Origin of the sequence: Glycocaulis sp., from assembly GCF_051859565.1 — a bacterium.
In the GTDB taxonomy this organism is placed as follows: Bacteria; Pseudomonadota; Alphaproteobacteria; order Caulobacterales; family Maricaulaceae; genus Glycocaulis.
The window spans coordinates 1-19,137 of record NZ_JBHYFK010000001.1; the positions used below are offsets into that span (position 1 = coordinate 1).

Annotated in this window: 19 protein-coding genes; 3 read left to right on the forward strand and 16 right to left on the reverse strand. The window is 63.1% G+C overall.

Annotation, left to right across the window (positions count from 1 at the left end; all coding sequences use genetic code 11):
• The 9 genes from pnp to rimP all read right to left on the reverse strand — a co-directional run.
• Positions 1-2,117 (reverse strand): polyribonucleotide nucleotidyltransferase (pnp, locus tag ACTIGC_RS00005; RefSeq protein WP_439632460.1); only part of this gene is annotated, 2,117 nt, incomplete at its 3' end.
• A 94-nt stretch (positions 2,118-2,211) separates the two neighbouring features.
• Positions 2,212-2,481, reverse strand: a complete 270-nt coding sequence (gene rpsO, locus ACTIGC_RS00010) for a 30S ribosomal protein S15 (RefSeq protein ID WP_188450554.1) — start codon at positions 2,479-2,481, stop codon at positions 2,212-2,214.
• 144 nt (positions 2,482-2,625) lie between these two features.
• Complete coding sequence (truB, locus tag ACTIGC_RS00015; RefSeq protein ID WP_439632461.1) at positions 2,626-3,585, reverse strand: tRNA pseudouridine(55) synthase TruB; 960 nt, start codon at positions 3,583-3,585, stop codon at positions 2,626-2,628.
• A 142-nt stretch (positions 3,586-3,727) separates the two neighbouring features.
• Complete coding sequence (rbfA, locus tag ACTIGC_RS00020; RefSeq protein ID WP_439632462.1) at positions 3,728-4,096, reverse strand: 30S ribosome-binding factor RbfA; 369 nt, start codon at positions 4,094-4,096, stop codon at positions 3,728-3,730.
• 102 nt (positions 4,097-4,198) lie between these two features.
• Entirely contained in the window at positions 4,199-4,660 is a 462-nt protein-coding gene (locus tag ACTIGC_RS00025; RefSeq protein WP_439632463.1) for a DMT family transporter, read from the reverse strand.
• 145 nt (positions 4,661-4,805) lie between these two features.
• The gene (gene infB, locus ACTIGC_RS00030; RefSeq protein ID WP_439632464.1) at positions 4,806-7,373 is read right to left on the reverse strand and encodes a translation initiation factor IF-2; all 2,568 of its coding nucleotides are present in this window, start codon (positions 7,371-7,373) and stop codon (positions 4,806-4,808) included.
• Between the two features lie 124 nt (positions 7,374-7,497).
• Positions 7,498-8,118, reverse strand: a complete 621-nt coding sequence (locus ACTIGC_RS00035; protein WP_439632465.1) for an RNA-binding protein — start codon at positions 8,116-8,118, stop codon at positions 7,498-7,500.
• Positions 8,119-8,141: 23 nt separating this feature from the next.
• A complete protein-coding gene (nusA, locus tag ACTIGC_RS00040; protein ID WP_439632466.1) occupies positions 8,142-9,899 on the reverse strand; it encodes a transcription termination factor NusA in 1,758 nt (585 codons plus the stop codon).
• Positions 9,900-9,912: 13 nt separating this feature from the next.
• Positions 9,913-10,536, reverse strand: a complete 624-nt coding sequence (gene rimP, locus ACTIGC_RS00045; RefSeq protein ID WP_439632922.1) for a ribosome maturation factor RimP — start codon at positions 10,534-10,536, stop codon at positions 9,913-9,915.
• Between the two features lie 143 nt (positions 10,537-10,679).
• Between rimP and thpR the strand changes: the two genes are divergently transcribed.
• Positions 10,680-11,222 (forward strand): RNA 2',3'-cyclic phosphodiesterase, encoded by a 543-nt coding sequence (thpR, locus tag ACTIGC_RS00050; RefSeq protein ID WP_439632467.1) that lies wholly within the window; start codon positions 10,680-10,682, stop codon positions 11,220-11,222.
• Positions 11,223-11,228: 6 nt separating this feature from the next.
• Here thpR and ACTIGC_RS00055 read toward each other — a convergent pair whose 3' ends face one another.
• The 3 genes from ACTIGC_RS00055 to ACTIGC_RS00065 form a co-directional block, all read right to left on the reverse strand.
• Positions 11,229-11,666, reverse strand: coding sequence for an acyl-CoA thioesterase (locus tag ACTIGC_RS00055; RefSeq protein WP_439632468.1), 438 nt, complete (start codon positions 11,664-11,666; stop codon positions 11,229-11,231).
• Positions 11,663-12,802, reverse strand: a complete 1,140-nt coding sequence (locus ACTIGC_RS00060) for an iron-containing alcohol dehydrogenase (RefSeq protein ID WP_439632469.1) — start codon at positions 12,800-12,802, stop codon at positions 11,663-11,665. Before ACTIGC_RS00060 ends, ACTIGC_RS00055 begins: the two co-directional genes overlap by 4 nt.
• Positions 12,803-12,891: 89 nt before the next feature.
• Positions 12,892-13,164 carry a histidine kinase gene (locus ACTIGC_RS00065; RefSeq protein WP_127569104.1) on the reverse strand — a complete coding sequence of 91 codons (273 nt, stop codon included), beginning with the start codon at positions 13,162-13,164 and terminating at the stop codon, positions 12,892-12,894.
• Positions 13,165-13,247: 83 nt separating this feature from the next.
• Here ACTIGC_RS00065 and ACTIGC_RS00070 point away from each other — a divergent pair, with 83 nt between their 5' ends.
• Both ACTIGC_RS00070 and ACTIGC_RS00075 read left to right on the forward strand, forming a co-directional pair.
• The gene (locus tag ACTIGC_RS00070) at positions 13,248-13,538 is read left to right on the forward strand and encodes a 4a-hydroxytetrahydrobiopterin dehydratase (protein WP_127569106.1); all 291 of its coding nucleotides are present in this window, start codon (positions 13,248-13,250) and stop codon (positions 13,536-13,538) included.
• Between the two features lie 97 nt (positions 13,539-13,635).
• Positions 13,636-13,959, forward strand: a complete 324-nt coding sequence (locus ACTIGC_RS00075) for a hypothetical protein (RefSeq protein WP_127569108.1) — start codon at positions 13,636-13,638, stop codon at positions 13,957-13,959.
• Positions 13,960-13,980: 21 nt separating this feature from the next.
• Here ACTIGC_RS00075 and ACTIGC_RS00080 read toward each other — a convergent pair whose 3' ends face one another.
• The 4 genes from ACTIGC_RS00080 to ACTIGC_RS00095 form a co-directional block, all read right to left on the reverse strand.
• The gene (locus tag ACTIGC_RS00080; protein ID WP_439632470.1) at positions 13,981-14,406 is read right to left on the reverse strand and encodes a hypothetical protein; all 426 of its coding nucleotides are present in this window, start codon (positions 14,404-14,406) and stop codon (positions 13,981-13,983) included.
• 50 nt (positions 14,407-14,456) lie between these two features.
• A complete protein-coding gene (locus tag ACTIGC_RS00085; RefSeq protein WP_439632471.1) occupies positions 14,457-15,311 on the reverse strand; it encodes a hypothetical protein in 855 nt (284 codons plus the stop codon).
• A 101-nt stretch (positions 15,312-15,412) separates the two neighbouring features.
• Positions 15,413-17,101: an NfrA family protein gene (locus ACTIGC_RS00090; RefSeq protein WP_439632472.1), complete on the reverse strand. Its 1,689-nt coding sequence runs from the start codon at positions 17,099-17,101 to the stop codon at positions 15,413-15,415.
• Positions 17,098-18,846 carry a glycosyl transferase family protein gene (locus tag ACTIGC_RS00095; protein WP_439632473.1) on the reverse strand — a complete coding sequence of 583 codons (1,749 nt, stop codon included), beginning with the start codon at positions 18,844-18,846 and terminating at the stop codon, positions 17,098-17,100. Before ACTIGC_RS00095 ends, ACTIGC_RS00090 begins: the two co-directional genes overlap by 4 nt.
• Between the last annotated feature and the right edge of the window lie 291 nt (positions 18,847-19,137).

The window sequence follows — 19,137 nt, forward strand, 5'->3', positions numbered from 1 at the left end:
CCCTCAGTGGCGATTTCCTCGCCGGTTTCCTGGTTCACGACCTTCATGGAAAGTTTCACCTTACCCCGGTCGTCAAAGCCCATCAGCTTCACCCATACAAGGTCGCCTTCCTTGACGACGTCGTTCGGGTGATTGACGCGCTCGGCTTTCAGCTGCGAGACGTGAACGAGGCCGTCACGCGCGCCGAAGAAGTTCACAAAGGCGCCAAAGTCCATGACCTTGACCACCTTGCCCTGATAGACCGCGCCCTGCTCCGGCTCGGCCGTCAGGGAGTGAATCCAGTCGCGGGCCGCCTTGATCGACGCGGCATCAGACGAGGCGATCTTGATCGTGCCATCGTCTTCGACATTCACCTTGGCGCCGGTCTTCTCCACGATCTCGCGGATCACCTTGCCGCCCGTGCCGATAACATCGCGGATCTTGTCGACCGGGATTTTCATCTGCTCGATGCGCGGCGCAGTATCAGCCAGTTCGCCGCGGGCGCCAGTAAGCGCCTTGTTCATCTCGGCAAGGATATGGGCGCGCCCGGCATGAGCCTGACTAAGGGCGGTTTCCATGATCTCCTTGGTGATGCCGGCGATCTTGATGTCCATCTGCAGCGAGGTGATGCCGACTTCCGTACCGGCCACCTTGAAGTCCATATCGCCGAGATGATCTTCATCACCGAGAATATCGGAGAGAACAGCAATGCCTTCCGGGTCCTTGATAAGGCCCATGGCGATACCCGAAACCGGACGCTTGATCGGCACACCGGCATCCATCAGCGCGAGGGATGAACCACACACCGTCGCCATCGAGGACGAACCATTGGACTCGGTGATCTCGGAGACCAGACGGATCGTGTAGGGGAAATCCTCTGCGCTCGGCAGAACCGCGCGCATGGCCCGCCAGGCCAGCTTGCCGTGGCCGATTTCGCGGCGGCCCGGAGCCAGGCGGAACGAGGTTTCACCGACCGAATAGGGCGGGAAGTTATAGTGGAGCATGAAGCGCTCCTTATACATCCCCGTCAGATCGTCGATCATCTGCTCGTCTTCACCGGTGCCGAGCGTGGCGACGCACAGCGCCTGCGTTTCACCGCGGGTGAAGAGTGCCGAACCGTGCGTGCGCGGCAAAATGCCCGCTTCCGACACGATGGCGCGCACATCATCGAGCTTACGGCCGTCAATGCGCTTGCCGGTCTTGATGATGCCGCCGCGCACGACAGACGCTTCCACGTCTTTGAGCACGCCTTTGAGCACCACTGGATCAGCACCGTCCGGATTGGCTTCCGACAGGGCGAGTTCAGCAAGCGCCTTTTCCTTGGCAAGGCCAACAGCGGCGTAGCGCTCTGCCTTGTTCTGGATGGTGTAGGCCTTGGCGATGTCCTTGCCGACGAGCTTCTGGACTTTGGCTTCCAGCTCGGAATGGTCTTCCGGCACGAAGTCCCACGGCTCCTTGGCGGCTTTTTCCGCCAGGCGGATGATCATGTCGATCACGGGCTGGAAGGCCTCGTGGCCAGCCATCACCGCGCCGAGCATGATTTCTTCGGTCAGTTCTTTCGCTTCGGACTCGACCATCATCACGGCGTCGCCCGTACCGGCGACAACCAGGTCAAGATCGGACTCTTTCATCTCGTCAATGGTCGGATTGATGACATAGCCGCCATCCTTGTAACCCACGCGCGCAGCGCCGATGGGGCCAAGGAAAGGCAGGCCGGACAGCACCAGCGCCGCCGACGCGCCGACCATGGCCACGATATCGGGATCGTTTTCCATGTCGTGCGACAGCACGGTCAGCATGACCTGCGTGTCGTTCTTGAAGCCTTTGGGGAAGAGCGGGCGGATCGGCCGGTCGATGAGGCGCGAGGTCAGCGTCTCCTTGTCGGTCGGGCGGCCTTCGCGCTTGAAGAAGCCACCGGGGATTTTCCCGGCTGCGAAGTATTTTTCCTGGTAGTTCACGGTCAGCGGGAAGAAGTCGATCCCGTCCTTGACCTGTTTCATCGCCACGGCGGTCGCGAGCACACTTGTCTCGCCGTAAGTGACCAGAACCGATCCGGTTGCCTGGCGGGCCATGCGGCCGGTTTCAATGGTGAGCTGGCGTCCAGCCCAGTCGATCGTCTCTTTTTGAATATTGAACATGTTCTCTCGTACGTACGGACAGGGCCGTGACCATCACGGCCCCTAAGGAAACGCCGGTCACCAGGGGGTGACCGGCGTTGAAGGGAAGCAGAGCCTAGCGGCGCAGGCCCAGCTTTGCGATCAGGACCCGGTAACGCGGTTCGTCAATACGGGCCAGATAGTCAAGAAGGCGGCGGCGCTGGGAGACGAGCTTGAGCAGGCCCCGGCGCGAGTGATTGTCCTTCTTGTGAGTCTTGAAATGCTCGGTGAGGTTGGCGATGCGCTCGGAGAGCACGGCCACCTGGACTTCCGGCGAGCCGGTGTCGTTGGCCTCACGGGCATATTCCTTGATGAGCGCAGCTTTGCGCTCTGCAGTGATCGACATATGTCATCTCCTCAGTGCCGGTCATTTCCGGCCTTGCCAGGGCACCGTCCAGCAAGGTCGGCAGTCATGCGCGGTGCTTATGGACGCAAAGTGTGCCGATAGCAAGGCATGTAAGGCGAATACACGCTCACATGCGCGCGAGGATCAGGCCCCGGACGGCACAAATACCCGCCAGGGCGAAAGCTTGCCCGCCTGCAGGTCGCCAATGGCAACCGGCTCATCGCCGTCCATCGCCAGTACCGAGCGCGAACAGTCCCGGTCGCCTATCCAGCGCTCACAGCGCAAGGCCCGCAAAGCCTCGACCCGGCGGGGCGGCACTACAATGGCCCGGCCCTGGCGCAAATAAGCCACCTGATCAGGGGTTACATCCAGTACCGGCAGATCGCTGGCAGCGGCGTGGACGGGATCGAGCGCTTCGCTTTCGCGGCCCTCAGATTTCAGCGCATCGAGATCAGCCAGCGTGATGGCGTCCGCGATATCAAACGGCCCGACCGCCACCCGGCGCAGCGCGGCGACATGGCCCTCCGCGCCCAGCGCCGCCGCAATGTCGCGCACCAGAGAGCGCACATAGGTGCCTTTACCACAATGCATTTCCAGAACGGCAAGGTCTGCGGACGGCGTATCGAGCAGGGAGACCGCATCAATGCGCACAGTGCGCGCTTCCAGCTCCACAATCTCGCCGGCACGCGCCAGATCATAGGCGCGCGCGCCATCCACACGAATGGCCGAGAAGGCAGGCGGTATCTGGCCGATCTCGCCAACAAATTGCGGCAGGACAGCCTCGATGGCCGCGCGCGCAGGGCGTACATCGCTTTTCGCTGTCTCTTCGCCTTCGGCGTCCAGCGTATCGGTGGAGATGCCCCAGCGAATGGTGAAGCGGTAGGTTTTCATGCCGTCCTGCGCGAACGGCACGGTCTTGGTGGCCTCACCCAGCGCAATCGGCAACAGGCCCGTCGCCAGCGGGTCCAGCGTGCCGGCATGCCCGGCCTTGCGGGCATCGAAAATGCGCCGCACCGCAGACACGGCCTGCGTCGAGGTCATCTCGGCGGGCTTGTCCAGCAAGACCCAGCCATCGACCGGATTACCCTTTTTCCTGCGTGCCATTATGTTTCCGGTCCTGCCTGATAATTAACTCCGTTTCGTCGTTCCCGCGCAGGCGGGAGCCCAGAGCTGGCTTTCAACGTCCTCGCAAAACAAACTCTGGACCCCCGCCTGCGCGGGGGTGACGAGAGAAAGAAGCGCCTTCCTAATCCAGATCGCGTTTCACCTGAGGGCGTGAGAGCACCTCGTCCACATGGGCGGCGTCATCAAAGCGGTCATCGGCTTCAAAGCGCAGCTTGGGCGTAAAGCGCAGATCAATCCGGCGGGCCAGCTCGCGCTGGAGATAGCCAGATGCGTGATCGAGCGCCTTTGCCAGCTTCACCCGGTCAGCCTGGCCCATGGCGGCGACGAACACGGTCGCATGGCGCAGATCGGGGCTCATGCGCGCCTCGGTGACGGTCACCGGCACGCCTGCCACCGCCGGATCATGGATCGCGCCTTCGGCGATGATATCGGCCAGCGCCCGGCGCACCAGCTCACCGGCGCGCAGCTGCCTCTGGGATTGGGCTTTCATGGGTCTGCACCTCGTTTCCGCGCAGGACGGGCCGGGATTGAACCGGGACGCCCTTGAGAAGGGGGCGGGTGATACGCGCTTGTACGCCCGCTGGCAAGCCGCTCAGCCGCGCACGACCATGATGGCACCGGCCATCAGAAGAAGAACACCGCCAATGCGCATCAGATTGGCCGGACGCACATCAAGGCCCAGAAGACCGAAATGGTCCATCACCAGCGCCGCGATAAGCTGCGCGGCGATGAGCACGGAGAAGAAGGCCCCTACCCCGATCTTGGGTGTCGCCCATGCCGATGTGGTGACGAACAGCGCACCGAGCGCACCGCCTGCAATCCAAAGATAAGGAGGCACAGAGACCATGGTTTCGCGGGCAGGCAATCCGTTGCGCAGGGCGAAGACCAGTACCAGGCTGAGCAGTATCAGCGCGCCCGCCGTAAAGTTCACCAGCGCGGCACGCAAAGGGGAATGCAGCAGCGCGGCAAGCTGGGCATTGAACGCCGGCTGCGTCGCAACCGCAGCACCTGCGATAACGACCATGATAACGGGCAAGACAAGAGAGGCGTTCATCCGGGATCCTTCAATTCAGGCATCCCCGCTTCAACCCTGCCGGACCCGCGCGTGTTCCCCGGCCGCCTGCGCCTTCCCTGCCGCAAACAAAAACCCCGGCTGTTTCCAGCCGGGGTTTGTCACTCTGCGGTCTGGTGCGAGATGATCAGAGCTTGCGCTCGATCTCCTCCACGGTGAAGCACTCGATCTGGTCGCCCTTTTGCAGGTCCTGATAGCCGACAAAGCCCATGCCGCATTCGGTGCCGGCACGCACTTCATTGACCTCGTCCTTGAAGCGTTTGAGCGTGGAGAGCTCGCCTTCATGGATGACGGTGTCATTGCGCAGCAGGCGCACACCGCAGCCGCGGCGCACCACGCCTTCGGTCACGCGGCAACCGGCCACCTTGCCAAGCTTGGTGATGTTGAAGACTTCCAGAATCTCGGCGTAACCGATGAAGGTTTCGCGTTTCTCAGGTGCCAGAAGGCCTTCCAGCGTCTTCTTCACGTCGTCGATCACGTCATAGATGATCGAGTAATAACGGATCTCGACCTTTTCCTGCTCGGCCAGATCACGCGCCTGCTTGTTGGCGCGCACATTGAAGGCAAAGATCGGAGCGCCGGAGGCTTTCGCCAGCTGCACATCGGCCTCTGACACACCGCCCGGGGCCGCATGAATGACGCGGGCACGCACTTCCTCATTGCCCACTTTTTCCAGCGCGCCGGTCAGCGCCTCGGCAGAGCCCTGAACGTCCGCCTTGATGAGGACGGGCAGTTCCTGCACTTCGTTCTGCTGCAGGCGGGCCATCATCTGTTCCAGCGATGTGCCGCCACCGCCCGTGCCGCCCGACTTGTCGCGGCGCTGACGCATGCGGTAATCGACGATTTCACGCGCGCGTGCCTCGCTCTCAACCACCGAGAAGGCCTCGCCCGGCTCCGGCGCGCCATCAAGGCCGAGAATCTCGGCTGGCAGTGACGGACCGGCTTCGCTCATCTGCGCACCGCGCTCATTGGTCAGCGCACGCACCTTGCCCCATTGAACACCGGCGACAACGATATCGGCACGTTTCAGCGTGCCGCGCTTGACCAGAACGGTCGCGACCGGGCCGCGGCCCTTGTCGATCTGGCTCTCGATCACGATGCCTTCGGCAGAGCGGTCTGGATTGGCTTTGAGCTCCAGCATTTCCGCCTGCAGCGAAATCGCGTCAGTCAGCTCATCAAGACCGATCTTCTTCAGCGCGGAGACCGGCACGAACTGGACGTCACCGCCCATGGATTCGGTCACGATCTCGTGCTGGAGAAGCTCGTTGAGCACCTTGTCCGGCGTCGCATCGGGCTTGTCGATCTTGTTGACCGCCACAATCATCGGCACGCCGGCCGCCTTGGCATGATTGATGGCTTCCGCCGTCTGCGGCATCACGCCGTCATCAGCGGCCACCACCAGGATCACAATATCGGTGGCTTGCGCCCCGCGGGCACGCATTGCCGAGAAGGCGGCGTGGCCAGGCGTATCCAGGAAGGTGATCTTCTCGCCGGATTTCAGCTGCACCTGATAGGCGCCGATATGCTGCGTGATGCCACCGGCCTCGCCGCCAGCAACGTCGGTGGAGCGCAGGGCATCGAGAAGCGAGGTCTTGCCGTGGTCAACGTGGCCCATAATGGTCACGACCGGCGGGCGCGGCTGTTTGGTCTCTTCAGCATCATCTGCAGAGATGAAGCCTTCTTCCACATCCGCGTCCGACACGCGCTTCACGCGGTGACCAAACTCTTCAACGATCAGCTCGGCATCATCGGCGTCAAGGAAGTCCACAGCACGGACCATCTGGCCCTGCTTCATCAGGAATTTCACCACATCGGCGGCGCGTTCCGCCATCCGGTTGGCCAGTTCCTGCACGGTGATGCTTTCCGGCACGACAACGTCGCGCGCAACCTTCTCGCGCTCGGTGCCGCCTTGCGTGCGGCGCTGCTTCTCGCGTTCACGGGCGCGGCGCATCGAGGCGAGTGAGCGCTGGCGCCCCTCATCGTCCTCGACGAGATTCTGGATGGTCAGGCGCCCCTTGTGGCGGCGCTCGCCAGCATCCTTGGACCGTGACGGCGCAGCCTTGGCAGCCGGAGCCAGCTTCTTCTTGGCGCGGCCCTCGTCATCCTCAACGTCACCGCCGCGCGCCTCGTCCTTGGCGCGGGCGTCCTTGTCGACAACCTTGCGCAGGGGTTTGGCCGTGTCGGGATCGACGGGAACAGGAATGTCAGCCGGATCAGGCGCCGCGGCCCGTTCGGCCTCGGCCTTTTTGCGGGCCTCAGCCTCCTTGCGGGCCTCTTCCTCACGCCGGCGCTGGTCTTCGAGAGCCTTACGGTCCTCTTCGGCCTTGCGGGCGTGCTCGGCCTCTTCAGCCTTCTTCTTCGCGTCACGCTCTTCGGCCTCGGCCCGCGCACGCGCAATCGCCCGCTGGCGGCGGATCAGCTCTTCTTCGGAAAGCCCGAGCTGCTTGGCCTTGGCGGCCAGCGCTGCACGCGCCTTGTCAGCGTCGCTGGCAGCAGGCTTGCCAGCCGGTGTGCCGGCATCCTTGCCCGCAGGCGCACCTGAAGCGCCTGGAGCAATCCGCTTGCGTTTCTTCTCAACCACAACCGCCTTGGAGCGGCCGCGCGCAAAGCTCTGCTGCACGGTACCCGATCCGGTACGGGCGCCGAGGGTGAGGGGCTTGCGGCCCGAAGGATTGCGTTCGTCAGCGTCGCTCATAAACGTCTTTCATCGCGGCTCTGCATAAAAGGCCTGTCGAAGCACTGCGCCGCAGCAATGCTTACTGCCCTGTCCATCCGGCTCTGGCGAAAGGTCCGCTAAACTAGCGGTCCTGCCTGCCGTTTCAACTCTCTCGTGCCGGGCCGTCCGGCGTTTGCGGGCCTGTGGCCCTGAAACCGGCCAGCTTGCCCATCAACACTCCGAACGCCGCAGCCTCCGGTCCCGGTGACAGCACAAGATGCACCACACCGGAGCGCCCAAGCGCCGCGCCAAGTTCCCCGGCGCTGAAACACATCGCCACAGGAACACCCGGCGCCGCACCGTGCGCCAGCTGGTCCAGCTTGCGCCGCCCGTCCGCCGCGCCGTCACTGGCCTCGATGCGCCAGGCCGGCGGCGGCGATGCGGTGATGGCACCTCTGGAGCCATCATACCCCATTGCGAGCCGTCCTGCGCGCCTTGCGAGACCTAAAATTGACAGTGCCCGTGCGGCAAGCTGTCTTTCGATCTCGTCAGCAAGCCCCTCAGGCACCGTTACCGGCCCCTCGAAAGCCCGCTGAAAGGCCTTGCGCCTTATGGCGGTGGCAACCGCCTCCCGGCTGGCGCTGATCCAGGCCCCGCGTCCGGGCAGCTTGGCCGCAATATCCGGCACCACCATCCCGTCAGGACTGGCCACCACACGGATCAGGCTGGCCTCGTGAGCGGTCTCACCGCTCGCGATGCAGCGCCGTGTCCGGGGCGTCTTCACGCGGGTTTCCCGTACGCCGCGGCTCACCTGTCTTCGTCTTCCTCCGCCGTCTCAGCTTCCTCACCCGCATTGATGAGGGTTTCAAGGTCCACGCCCAGGCGCTCGGCCTCGGCCTCCAGCGCGGCAAGGTCAAACTCGCCATCCTCGGCGAGCGCGTCCTCGACGGCCTCGTCGATGTCCGCCCCTGCGTCCGCCTCGGCTTCTTCGGGCTCCTCGGCAGGCAGGTCCTCTTCGGAAATCCAGCCAGCGGCCACGCGGGCCTTCATGATGAGGCGTTCAGCGTCGGCGGCCTCGATATCAAAGCCATCAAGAATGCCCGGCTCACGCACGCGCTCGCCATCGCGGGTTTCGTACCAGCCACGCAGATCGTCCGGCGTCATGCCGGCCAGATCGTCGACCGTGAACACCTCGTTCTCGCCGAACTTCACCGCCATCGGCAGGGTGACGCCGTCAATCTCCAGAAGCGCGTCGTCCACGCCCAGCTCCTTGCGGCGGGCATCCTGCTCGGTAGCCCGCTTGTCGAGGAATTCGCGCGCGCGCGTCTGGATTTCTTCAGCCGTTTCATCATCAAAGCCTTCAATGACGGCGATTTCATCCAGCTCGACAAAGGCGAGGTCTTCCACATCAGTGAAGCCCTCTGTTGCCAGAAGCTGGGCAATCACCTCGTCCACATCAAGGGCTTCGATGAAGAGGGCCGTGCGCTCGGTGAACTCTTTCTGGCGGCGCTCGCTCTCTTCAACCTCGGTCAGGATGTCGATCGACCAGCCGGTCAGCTGGCTGGCAAGGCGCACATTCTGGCCCCGGCGGCCAATGGCCAGCGACAGCTGGTCATCAGGGACCACCACCTCGATGCGCTGGCTTTCCTCGTCCAGCACCACCTTGGCGACTTCCGCCGGCTGCAGCGCGTTGACGATGAAGGTCGCGGGATCCGGATTCCACGGAATGATGTCGATCTTCTCGCCCGCCAGCTCATTCACCACCGCCTGGACGCGGCTGCCGCGCATGCCGACGCACGCGCCCACAGGATCGATGGAGCTGTCATTGGAAATGACGGCGATCTTGGCGCGGCTGCCCGGGTCACGCGCCACGCGGGGAATTTCGATAATGCCTTCATAGACTTCCGGCACTTCCTGCGCGAACAGGGCGGCCATGAAGTCCGGGTGTGCGCGCGACAGGAATATCTGCGGCCCGCGCACTTCGGTGCGCACATCGTAGATATAGGCGCGCACGCGGTCATTGGGCTGCAGCGCCTCGCGCGGAATCGCGTCATTGCGCCGGATAATGCCTTCGGCCTTGCCCAGATCGATAATCGCATTGCCGTATTCGACGCGCTTGACGATGCCGTTGATGATCTCGCCGATACGGTCCTTGTACTCTTCGTACTGACGCTCGCGCTCGGCCTCGCGCACTTTCTGCGTGATCACCTGCTTGGCGGTCTGCGAAGCGACGCGGCCAAACTCGATCGGCGGCAGCTCTTCCTCGAACACGGTGCCGATCTCGGCATTCGGGTCCATTTTCTTAGCTTCTTCCAGGCTGATTTCCTGGGAGTCGTTCTCGACTTCCTCAACCACTGTGGTGTGGCGGGTCAGCTTCATCTCGCCGGTCTTGGGATGGATCGAGCAGCGTATGTCCAGCTCGCTGCCATAGCGCGAGCGCGCCGCTTTCTGGATCGCTTCCTCGATTGCGGCGAGCACCAGCGGCTCGTCAATCATCTTTTCCTGCGCAACCGCGCGGGCAATCTGCAGAAGTTCCAGCCTGTTGGCGCTGACCCCGATGGCCATGATGAGTATCCTGTTATCTGTTGGTCTTTGAGGTTTTGTCGGTTTGGGTGTCGTCAGTCACGGTTTCGGCCCCGTCTGTCCAGACCGGGGCTTCCCCGCCGCGCCCTTTTAGGGACTCGGCGATCAGCGCATCGGTCAGCACAAGGCGGGCCTCGGCAATCCATTCAAACGGCAACATGGCCGTCTCTTCCTCGCCCTCGAGGTCGATCAGCACGTTTTCGCCCTCGATCCCGGCCAGAATGCCCCGGAAGCGCTTGCGGTTCTCTACCAGCCGGTCGAGCTCGATCTTGGCTTCAAACCCCTCCCAGCGTTCAAAATGGGCGAGCATGGTCAGCGGGCGGTCAATGCCGGGCGAGGAGACTTCCAGCACATATTCGCCCGAAATCGGATCGTTTGTTTCAAACACTTCGGACAGGGCGCGCGACAGCTTCGCGCAATCTTCCACATCCATCGTGCCGTCGGCCTTTTCCGCCATGATCTGCACGGTCTGGCGCTTGCCCGACAACACGCGGATGCGCACGATCTCATAGCCGATCGCGTCAGCGACCGGGTCCGCGAGCGCGGCAATGATCTCGTCCTGGCGGTTGCGTGTTCTCAAAGAGGGCTCCGAAGCGGCAAACTGGCCAAAAAAGGCAATGAAAAAGGCGGCCCCCGATGAGAGCCGCCCGATAGTGCCATCCGGCACATCGAACCTGATGAGCGCGCTTATACGCCTGTTGGCTGCACATTGCAATGGGGCGGGGCCTTGACCCTCCACCCGGCGCAGGGCGCTAATGGGCCATGGCCTTACGTGTCTTTGCCGCCCTGCCTGTGCCGGAGGAAATCGCCGAGCGGGTAAGCCCGCTCCTCAAAGGCGTGCCCGGCGCGAAATGGCGCCCGGAGGAAAACTTCCACATCACCCTCGCCTTCTATGGCGAATGGCCCGAAGACATGATCGCAGAGCTCGATCACGAGCTGTCCCTCATACGCATTGCCCCGTTCGAGCTGCGCCTGAAAGGCACTGGCCATTTTGGCAAGGCGAGCCCGCATGCGCTGTGGCTGGGTGTGGATGGCGGCGAACCGCTCGAACGCCTTGCCCGTCAGTGTCACCGCGCCGGGGTGAAGGCCGGGATGGACATGGAAAAGCGCAATTACACGCCGCACCTGACGGTCGCTTATCTCAACATGGCCGAGATAGTGCGGGTGCAGAAATTCCAGGAGCGGCTGAACTTATGGAAGTCGCAGCCCTTTCTGGCCGACCGCTTCCACCTCTATTCCAGCCACAGCCGTAGCCGTGGCCCCAATACCTATGAGATCGAGGCGGAATATCCGCTGGAGGCGTGAGACTTCCTAACCCGCCAGCCTCTCCAGCGCCTTGCGCCAGCTTTCGGGCAGGGAAACCGGGCGGCGGGTTTTACGGTCGACATAGACATGGGTGAAATGGCCCTCGGCAATGGCCTCCTCCCCGCCTTCGTGGAAAATCGCGATCTCGTAGCGCACAGAGGAATTACCCAGCCGCCCCACGCGTATCCCCGCCTCCAGCCGGTCGGGGAAGGCCGCCGGCGCGTGATAGCGGCAGCCGGTTTCGACCACGAGGCCGATGGGATCGCCAGCGGCAATGTCCAGCAATCCTGCCTTCACCAGCCAGCGGTTCACCGCCGTGTCGAAATAGGCGTAATAGGTGACATTGTTGATGTGGCCGTAGACATCATTGTCGGCCCAGCGCGTCTCGATGCGCTCGAACGCCGCGTAATCGGGCCGCCGCGCAGGCGGTTCACGCCCGCTCACAGGATTTCCTCATACATGGCAACGATATCACCATAGGCCATGGGCCGCGGATTATTGGGCAATAGCCGGTCATTGGCCGCCACATCCTCGGCCATGGCGGGAATATCGTTGTGGCTGATGCCCAGCTGTGAGAGGCGGCGCTCAATCCCCACCGCATCGGCAATGCGCTCCATTTCCGCGATCAGCCCGGCAGAGCTGGCCTGCAAGCCGATATGACCCGCAATCTCGGCATAGAGGTTTTCGGCTGCGCTGGCATTGAAGCGCAGAACGGGCGGCAGCACGACCGAGTTGGAAAGCCCGTGCGGCACGTGGAACATGCCGCCCAGCGGATAGGCCATGGCATGCACCCCGCCCACCGGCGAGTTGGAGAAGGCCTGTCCCGCCAGCATGGCGCCAAGCAGCATGCCGGCCCTTGCCTCGCGGTCCGAACCGTCCTTGCACACCCGTTCCAGATTGACGTGGAGCATCTTTAGCGCCGCCAGCGCCAGCGCATCAGAGACCGGGTTTTTAAACCGCTTGCCAGTAAAGGCCTCGATGGCGTGAACCATGGCATCAATGCCGGTCGCCGCCGTGATATGCTTGGGAAGGCCCAGCGTCAGATCCGCGTCAAGCACCGCCATGTCTCCATAAAGCGGCGCAGCGGCAATACCGCGCTTGGATGTCGCCCCCGTCGTGATGACGGCCACGCTCGTCACCTCCGAGCCGGTACCGGCCGTGGTGGGAATGAGGATAAGCGGCAGGCGCGGCCCCTTCACACGGTCCATGCCATACATGTCGGAAAGCGGCTGGTCGGAGCCGAGTAGCAGGGCGACCACCTTGGCAGTGTCCATCGGACTGCCGCCGCCAAAGCCGATCACAGCCTCGGCCCCGAATTCGCGCCCCTCGGCCACGGCCTCTTGGATCACGCTCTCAGGCGGGTCGGCCACCACCTTGTCATACACATGGACCTGAAAACCGTCCGCTTTCAGCCCTTCCAGAGCGCCCTTGAGCAGGCCCAGCCCCATCACACCCTTGTCGGTGACAACCAGCAGGCGTCTGGCGCCTTTCAGGGCAGGCGCGGCATGGCGGGCCAGTTGAGTAGCTGCGCCGGGCGCGGAAACGATGTGGGGAACAGTTCTGAACTGGAATGGAGTCATGGCGCGGCCCTGATGCTGAACGGTGCGAGTTCAGCAAGGCTGGCCGCTTGAGCCTTTCAGTTCAAGCAGAACGTGAAGTGCAGCGCGCCTTAAGCCACACCGATCCGCGGCGGACCGCCATGAGCGGCTTCCGACGGGCCGAAGGCACGGTCCAGAAGATGGGTGGAGTCCTGCGCCAGCTCGATCGCTGCCGACAAATGCTCCAGTATCTTCATGTTGTTGCCCATCACGTGCAGGGCTTCGGGCCGCGTGTCCTCGGAGATTTTCGTCGAACGCGTCAGCACTTCGGCGCGCAGCTGGATGAGAATATCCTCCAGCTTGCGTCCGCCAGGATTGGTTTCGGATACGAGAAAGCGGGTCATGTCTGCCGCCTCCTTTCTTGTTTCACCGGAACCGACTATGCCAGCGATGAGTCTTTTTTGTGTAAACGGCGAAGGAGCGATAAATGGCCCCGCAGAAAATTGGCGCTGATGCCGCCCTGAAGCAGGTGGACGGCTGGACGAAGGCGCAAGGATCGCGAGACGCCATCACGCGCACGGTGAAATTCGATGATTTCAACGCGGCGTTCGGCTTCATGACGCGCGTCGCCCTGAAAGCCGACAAGATGGACCATCATCCTGAATGGTTCAATGTTTACAACAAGGTGGAAATCGTTCTGACGACGCATGATTGCGACGGGGTCAGCGCGCTGGACGTCGAAATGGCCAGATTCATCAATGAAGCCGCTTCCGCCTGAGCCGGGCTTTGGTTAAGCTCCCGTTAACCATGCCGGGACGGGGCCAGACGGCCCCGTTGTCACAACAGGGCATGGGCAATCGAAGGGAGATGTATTCATGCTGACCATGCTTGCTGCCAGCCTTGCGCTGTTTGGCGCGGACGATCATGGCGCGTCTGTTGATGCGCTGCTTGAACATGCGCTTCAGGTCCAGTCCGACAGCGTCACCTACACGGTGATGCTGAACGAGGACGGCACCTATTCCAGCGATGTCGGCATTTCCGGCACCTGGGAGGTTCAGGGCGGCGAACTGTGTACCAGCCGCGCGAGCGGCGAAACCAATTGCCAGCCCATTCAGGAGGGCTTGAGCCTCGGTGATAGCTGGGAAGGCGAGAATACCGCCGGCGAGACCGTCACCTTCACCATCGTGCCGCGCGGCTGACGGGCGCGGCAGGGTACGGGCCTATGGCTCGTGCAGCGCAATCGAACGGATAAGGACCTCGGCGCCGCGTGCGCCGAGCGTCCTGTCGGTCGATTGCTGCAACAGACGTGTGATACGGACGAAGTCGGGCACATCGCCTGCCCGGTAGCCAAGCCCGCCATAGCTGGTCAGCGCCGTGACATAGCCATCGCGCAGGCGAAGCGTGCTGGCGCGCGCCTGCTCGCGCAGGGCCTCGTCGGGAATATCCAGCGAGAACTGGACCTCCAGCACACCCCCCATATAGGCGCCGGCACGCACCGAAGCCGAAACCGGCTCCATACGCACATAGCTTGACGATGTGGACAGCACCCGGTCAGAGACGGGCGCAGCCGTTTCCTCAGCCGGCGGCGGCGGACCGGCAAGCGCAAGGGCGGCAGCCGCCAGAAGGGTTGCAAACAGGGTTTCCATGACAGGGATATTAGCCCGTCATGCGTAAACAAGCGGTTGGCGAGACGCGGCTAGAAATCAGCGCTGAGGCGAGACAGTTCCGGGTCGAGGCTGACGGCCTGGCGGTAATAATCGCGCGCGCTGGCGGTTTCACCACTGGCCCGGCTGGCATAGGCCAGCGAGACAAGGATATTGGCATTATCCGGCGCACCCTCATGGGCCAGCACCAGCGCATGGGCCGCTGAACGGTGCATGCCAAGCGCCGTCATCACCACGCCCTGTTCATAGCGCCGCCACGGCGTGTCTTCTGCGGCAATCGCCTGGTCGATATGCGACAGGGCTTCACGGTTACGCCCGGCCAGGCGCGCATGGCTTGCCTGCTCGTCATGCCAGATGGCTGCAAATTGCGCTGGTAAAGCCCCGGGGCTCAGGCTGGCAAGCCCTGCGCGGGCCACATCATGGTCTCCGTCAAGCCGGGCCGCGCGCGCCGCCATCAGCCGGTCCTGTGCAGCGCCCGACAGCGCCGCTGCATCACGCCATGCCTGGCGCGTGCCCGACCGGTCACCAGCCGCTTCAGCGCGATAGCCATAGCTGCGCAGGGCAAAAAGCTGCTCATCAAGGGTGAGTGTGTGGCGCTCGGCCAGTACGGCCTGCAGCGCCGTCACCGCCCGGTCATGGTCCCCAGCTTCGATGGCGCAAGTGGCGGCTGCCAGCCAGTCGCGCACATTTCCGCTGGAACGGGCAAGTTCGGCAAAGGCGCTGTGCGCGGCGCGGCACTGCCCGCTTCCGGCCAGCGCATAGGCGCGCTCGCGCAAGGCATAATCCTCTGCAACCCGTCCCGATACTGAAAGGCCAGCCGCCACAAGAACCGCGCCGAGCGCAGTCTTGATAACACTGCCTGCCTGTATGGAAGCGAGAAGCGCCATGCCCTGCCTGTGCCAATAACCATACCAGGGCAAGGTTTATACGCCTGGCGGCCCTCAGCTTCCAGTTAAATCGGGCATAGGCATTGAGATCACGTGAATTGTCAGAAATTGACCACCACACGGCCAATCACGCTGTGATCGGGCGTGTCGCCTGTACCCGCCCGGTATTCCAGCTCGAAATCGACCCGGTGGCGGTAGGCGCGGTACTGATCTTCACCAAACCAGCGCGAGACCATCACCCCGGCGCCTGCCTCCAGCCGCTCACGCGTGACAAAGCTGTCATCGGAAATCTGACCCACGGCGGTGAGATAGGGCGTGACGGCCCAGCCCTCTCCGGCCCGGAAGCGCAGGCCATGGCGCACCGAGGCATAGGCGGACATGAATTGCGGATCGTCCGGTATCCAGGCGAGGTCGCCATAAAGGCTGGTATAGACCCAGCGGTCAGCAACCGGGTTCCAGTCGCCCCCTTGCGTCCAGCCATAGGAGGCCCGCAGGAGCCAGGCATCGCGCGCCAGATCACCGCCCGCGATCAGGCGTTCACCGGCAAGGCTGAAATCATGGTCGGCTAACGGCCTCCAGCGCGCACCGAGACCAAGCTGCAACGTATCATCGGCAAGCGAGAGCGATCCGGCCTCAAGGCTCTGGTAAGCGCGCCCATAGAGGGTAAGGCCCCGGCCTGCCCGGTACAGCGCCTCCGGGCGCCAGCCCGCCTCCATGCCGATCTGGCTTTCAAAACTGCCCTGTTCAGGCAGGGTGAACCCGCTGAAAACCGCGTCATTTCGATAGGTCAGATAGCCGGTGAAATAGGTGGTGCGCTCCAGCGTCTCCACCTCGCGGCGCAAGCGATAGAGGCGCGCCGGATCATCATTGCCCGTGCCCGCCTCGCCATGACGGTCAATGGCATCACGAAAGGCGGTGGCGGCGGCGCTGCGTTGTCCGGCCGCCGCACGGGCATAGCCTTCCTCTTCGCGTACGCTGAGATTGAGCTGCTCGCGCCCCGCCACATCGGCAAAGATCAGCGCGGCCTCATCATGGCGGCCAGCGCGCCGGTAGGCATAGGCGTTTGCCAGCGCAATATCGCGGTTGTGCGGGTCCGCCGCATGGGCTGCTTCCAGCGCGATCAGCGCCCCCGCATGATCACCCGCCGCCTGCAGCCAGAGGCCCTTGTCGAAATGCCGGAAAGCGGCCGGCTCGATGGCTATTGCCCTGTCCATCCACATGGCCGCCTCGAGCGGCTGATCAGCGGCAATCGTGCGTGCGCGTTCTTCATAAAAGAGCGCCCGTTCGCTGCCGTCAAAAGCCGTTTCATCAAGTGTGGCCAGCCGGGCGCGCGCTGCACCCTCTTCGCCCGCCAGCCGCAGCGCCCGCGCCGCCCGCAGACGGTCGCTGGCAGATTGTGACAGGCTGGCCGCCTCCACCCACGCCCAGCGCGAGCGGTTCAGATCACCGGCGGCTTCCGCCTGGAAGCCGATGGAACGCAGCACATAGAGGGTCTCGTCCCCAGTCATGCCGCCAATCGTGTGCGCGTAGAGATAGGCTTCCAGCGCCGTCGCCGGATCGCCCAGCGTCACGGCACAATCACCGGCCATCATCCAGCCTTGGGCCGTGCCGGCATTGACGGCCTGCGCGCGCAAATGCTCATAGCCGCAGGCCATCTGGCCAGAATTGCTGGCGAACGCCGAAACGGCGCGGTCCAGATCCACCCCGGACTCAAACAGCAGACCGGCAGCAAGAAGGCCAAGCGCCGTATTGAACCGAAGGCGCGTCAGGCGTGGGCGGGCATGAATCATGACATTGTCTCCGCGATACGGGCCGGAACAGGCATGGGCGGCGGGGCTGGCACTCTTTGCATCAGCACACCGGCCCGTCTGTCCAGATCAAAATTAAAGGGTATGTCCGCTGGCACAGGCGAGGCAGAAGACGCCGCCACAGGGCTGGCAAGGCTTGCCGTCAGCGTCTCGGGCAGCGGGCGGCGGGCGGCAGGCCTCTCATGCGAGGCAAAGCTCGACTGGGTGCGGCGTATCTCCTCGGGAGATGGATAGGAGTGCATGGTCTTGTCCCAGGTGATCGCCACGCCGGTAATCAGGTGGACGATCCAGCGCCGGTTGGCGCGCGCCGCGGCGAGAAAGCCGATATAATTGCCGACCACCATGCGCACCGGCACCAGTGCCATGTATTTGAACCCGTGCGTGATGCCGGTGAAGATGAGCCGGTGAACCAGCCGGTTCACAAGGAACCAGAAATTGATCAGCACAATCGCCCAGACCCAGCTTTTGGGATCAATCAGGGGCGGCAGGCCACCCGCTTCGGGAATGGTAGCCGAAACAAGCCAGTACAGCGCCCACTGCAGGGTGATGAAATAGGCCAGCATGCCGGTCGGCGCGGTCCAGATCGCCTTGCGGTCGCGATAGAGGAAATAGCGGTGCACGAGCGGGCCCACCCAGCCCAGCTGGCGCCAGCCCATATAGGAAATGCCCAGCATCCAGCGTGATTTCTGCTTCACCGACACCTTCATCTGGTCAGGAAAGAACTCGCGCGTACAGACCAGCTCGCGGCGGGTGCGGCGCTTGCCTTTGGGCGTTGTCACGCGCACGCGGGCAAAATAGCGCACGAAAGCCGACTTGAACCCGGCCTCATACAGGCGGTGGCCAATATCATAGTCCTCGGTCAGGCTATCAGTGTTGAAAGGCAGGTTCTCGCGCTCGGTATTGAGCAGATCAATGACGCGCCGTGACAGGGCGGTGGCCACCCCGGCAGAGGGCACTTGTGCAGTCAGGTGAGAGCGCGCGACCAGATCCTTGGTGTGCCACTCGGCAAACTCGTCCATGTAATGGCCTGCCACCAGCGCATTCCAGGCGCGCGGCATCGACAGGACAGGCAATTGCACCATGTCGGCCCGGTCCAGCCACGCATTCATCACCTTGAACGACAGAGGATGGATGACGTCCTCGCTGTCGTGCATGACAAAAGCGTCATAGCGCCTGCCGGTCTGGAACTCGCGGGCAATCGCGTTCTGGATGATCCAGTTCAGGCAATCGGCTTTCGAGGTAGGCCCTGGATGGCCGACATTGGCGCGGTAGACATTACCATGGCGGGCCACCAGCGCGTCGGCCTCGCGGATCGTGTCCGCATCATTGGGATAGACCCCGATGAAGATGTCATAGGCGGTGTAATCAAGCTCCTGAATGGTGTGATCGACCATGCGGGCGATAACATCCGCCTCCTGCCAGGCCGGGACCAGTATGGCGAGCCGCTTCTCCGGCATGGCGCGCAGCTTTTCCACTGACGGGATGCGGCGGAAGGGGCTCAAGACGAGGTTCTGCGCCGTCATCACCCAGTAATAAAGATCCAGAAACGCGTCATCGATGGAGGAGACGAAAATCACCAGCGCGGCATAGACCGTCGCCCAGGACAGCACGGTCCAGTATATGCGCACAGCCTCGCCGAGTTCGGCCCGGATGGCCGGATCGGCAAACCAGTCGCCCAGCCCCCCGATCAGGCCCGCAACCGCCTCTTGAAGAGAAAACCAGTCCATCCCCGCCCCGCTACTCCGATGCCGGGGACATGCCCGGCACGCTCTACGGGTAGGGGCGGAGTTTGCTGAAAATTAATCCTGATTAAGGCTATAAAAGGCCAACAAATACAGTCAGATGGCGTTCATCTCCCGTTCATATTGGGGGGGTTGTGTCTGTTAAGTGGTTGAATTTGTGCGGCGCGGCATGATCCGTCTGCTTCAGTAGTCACAAGCCCCACTGCCTTATTGATGCCGTCTTGGCGGGGCGCGGCCACATTGACGCCTCATACCGCAGCATGGCGGACGCAGCAC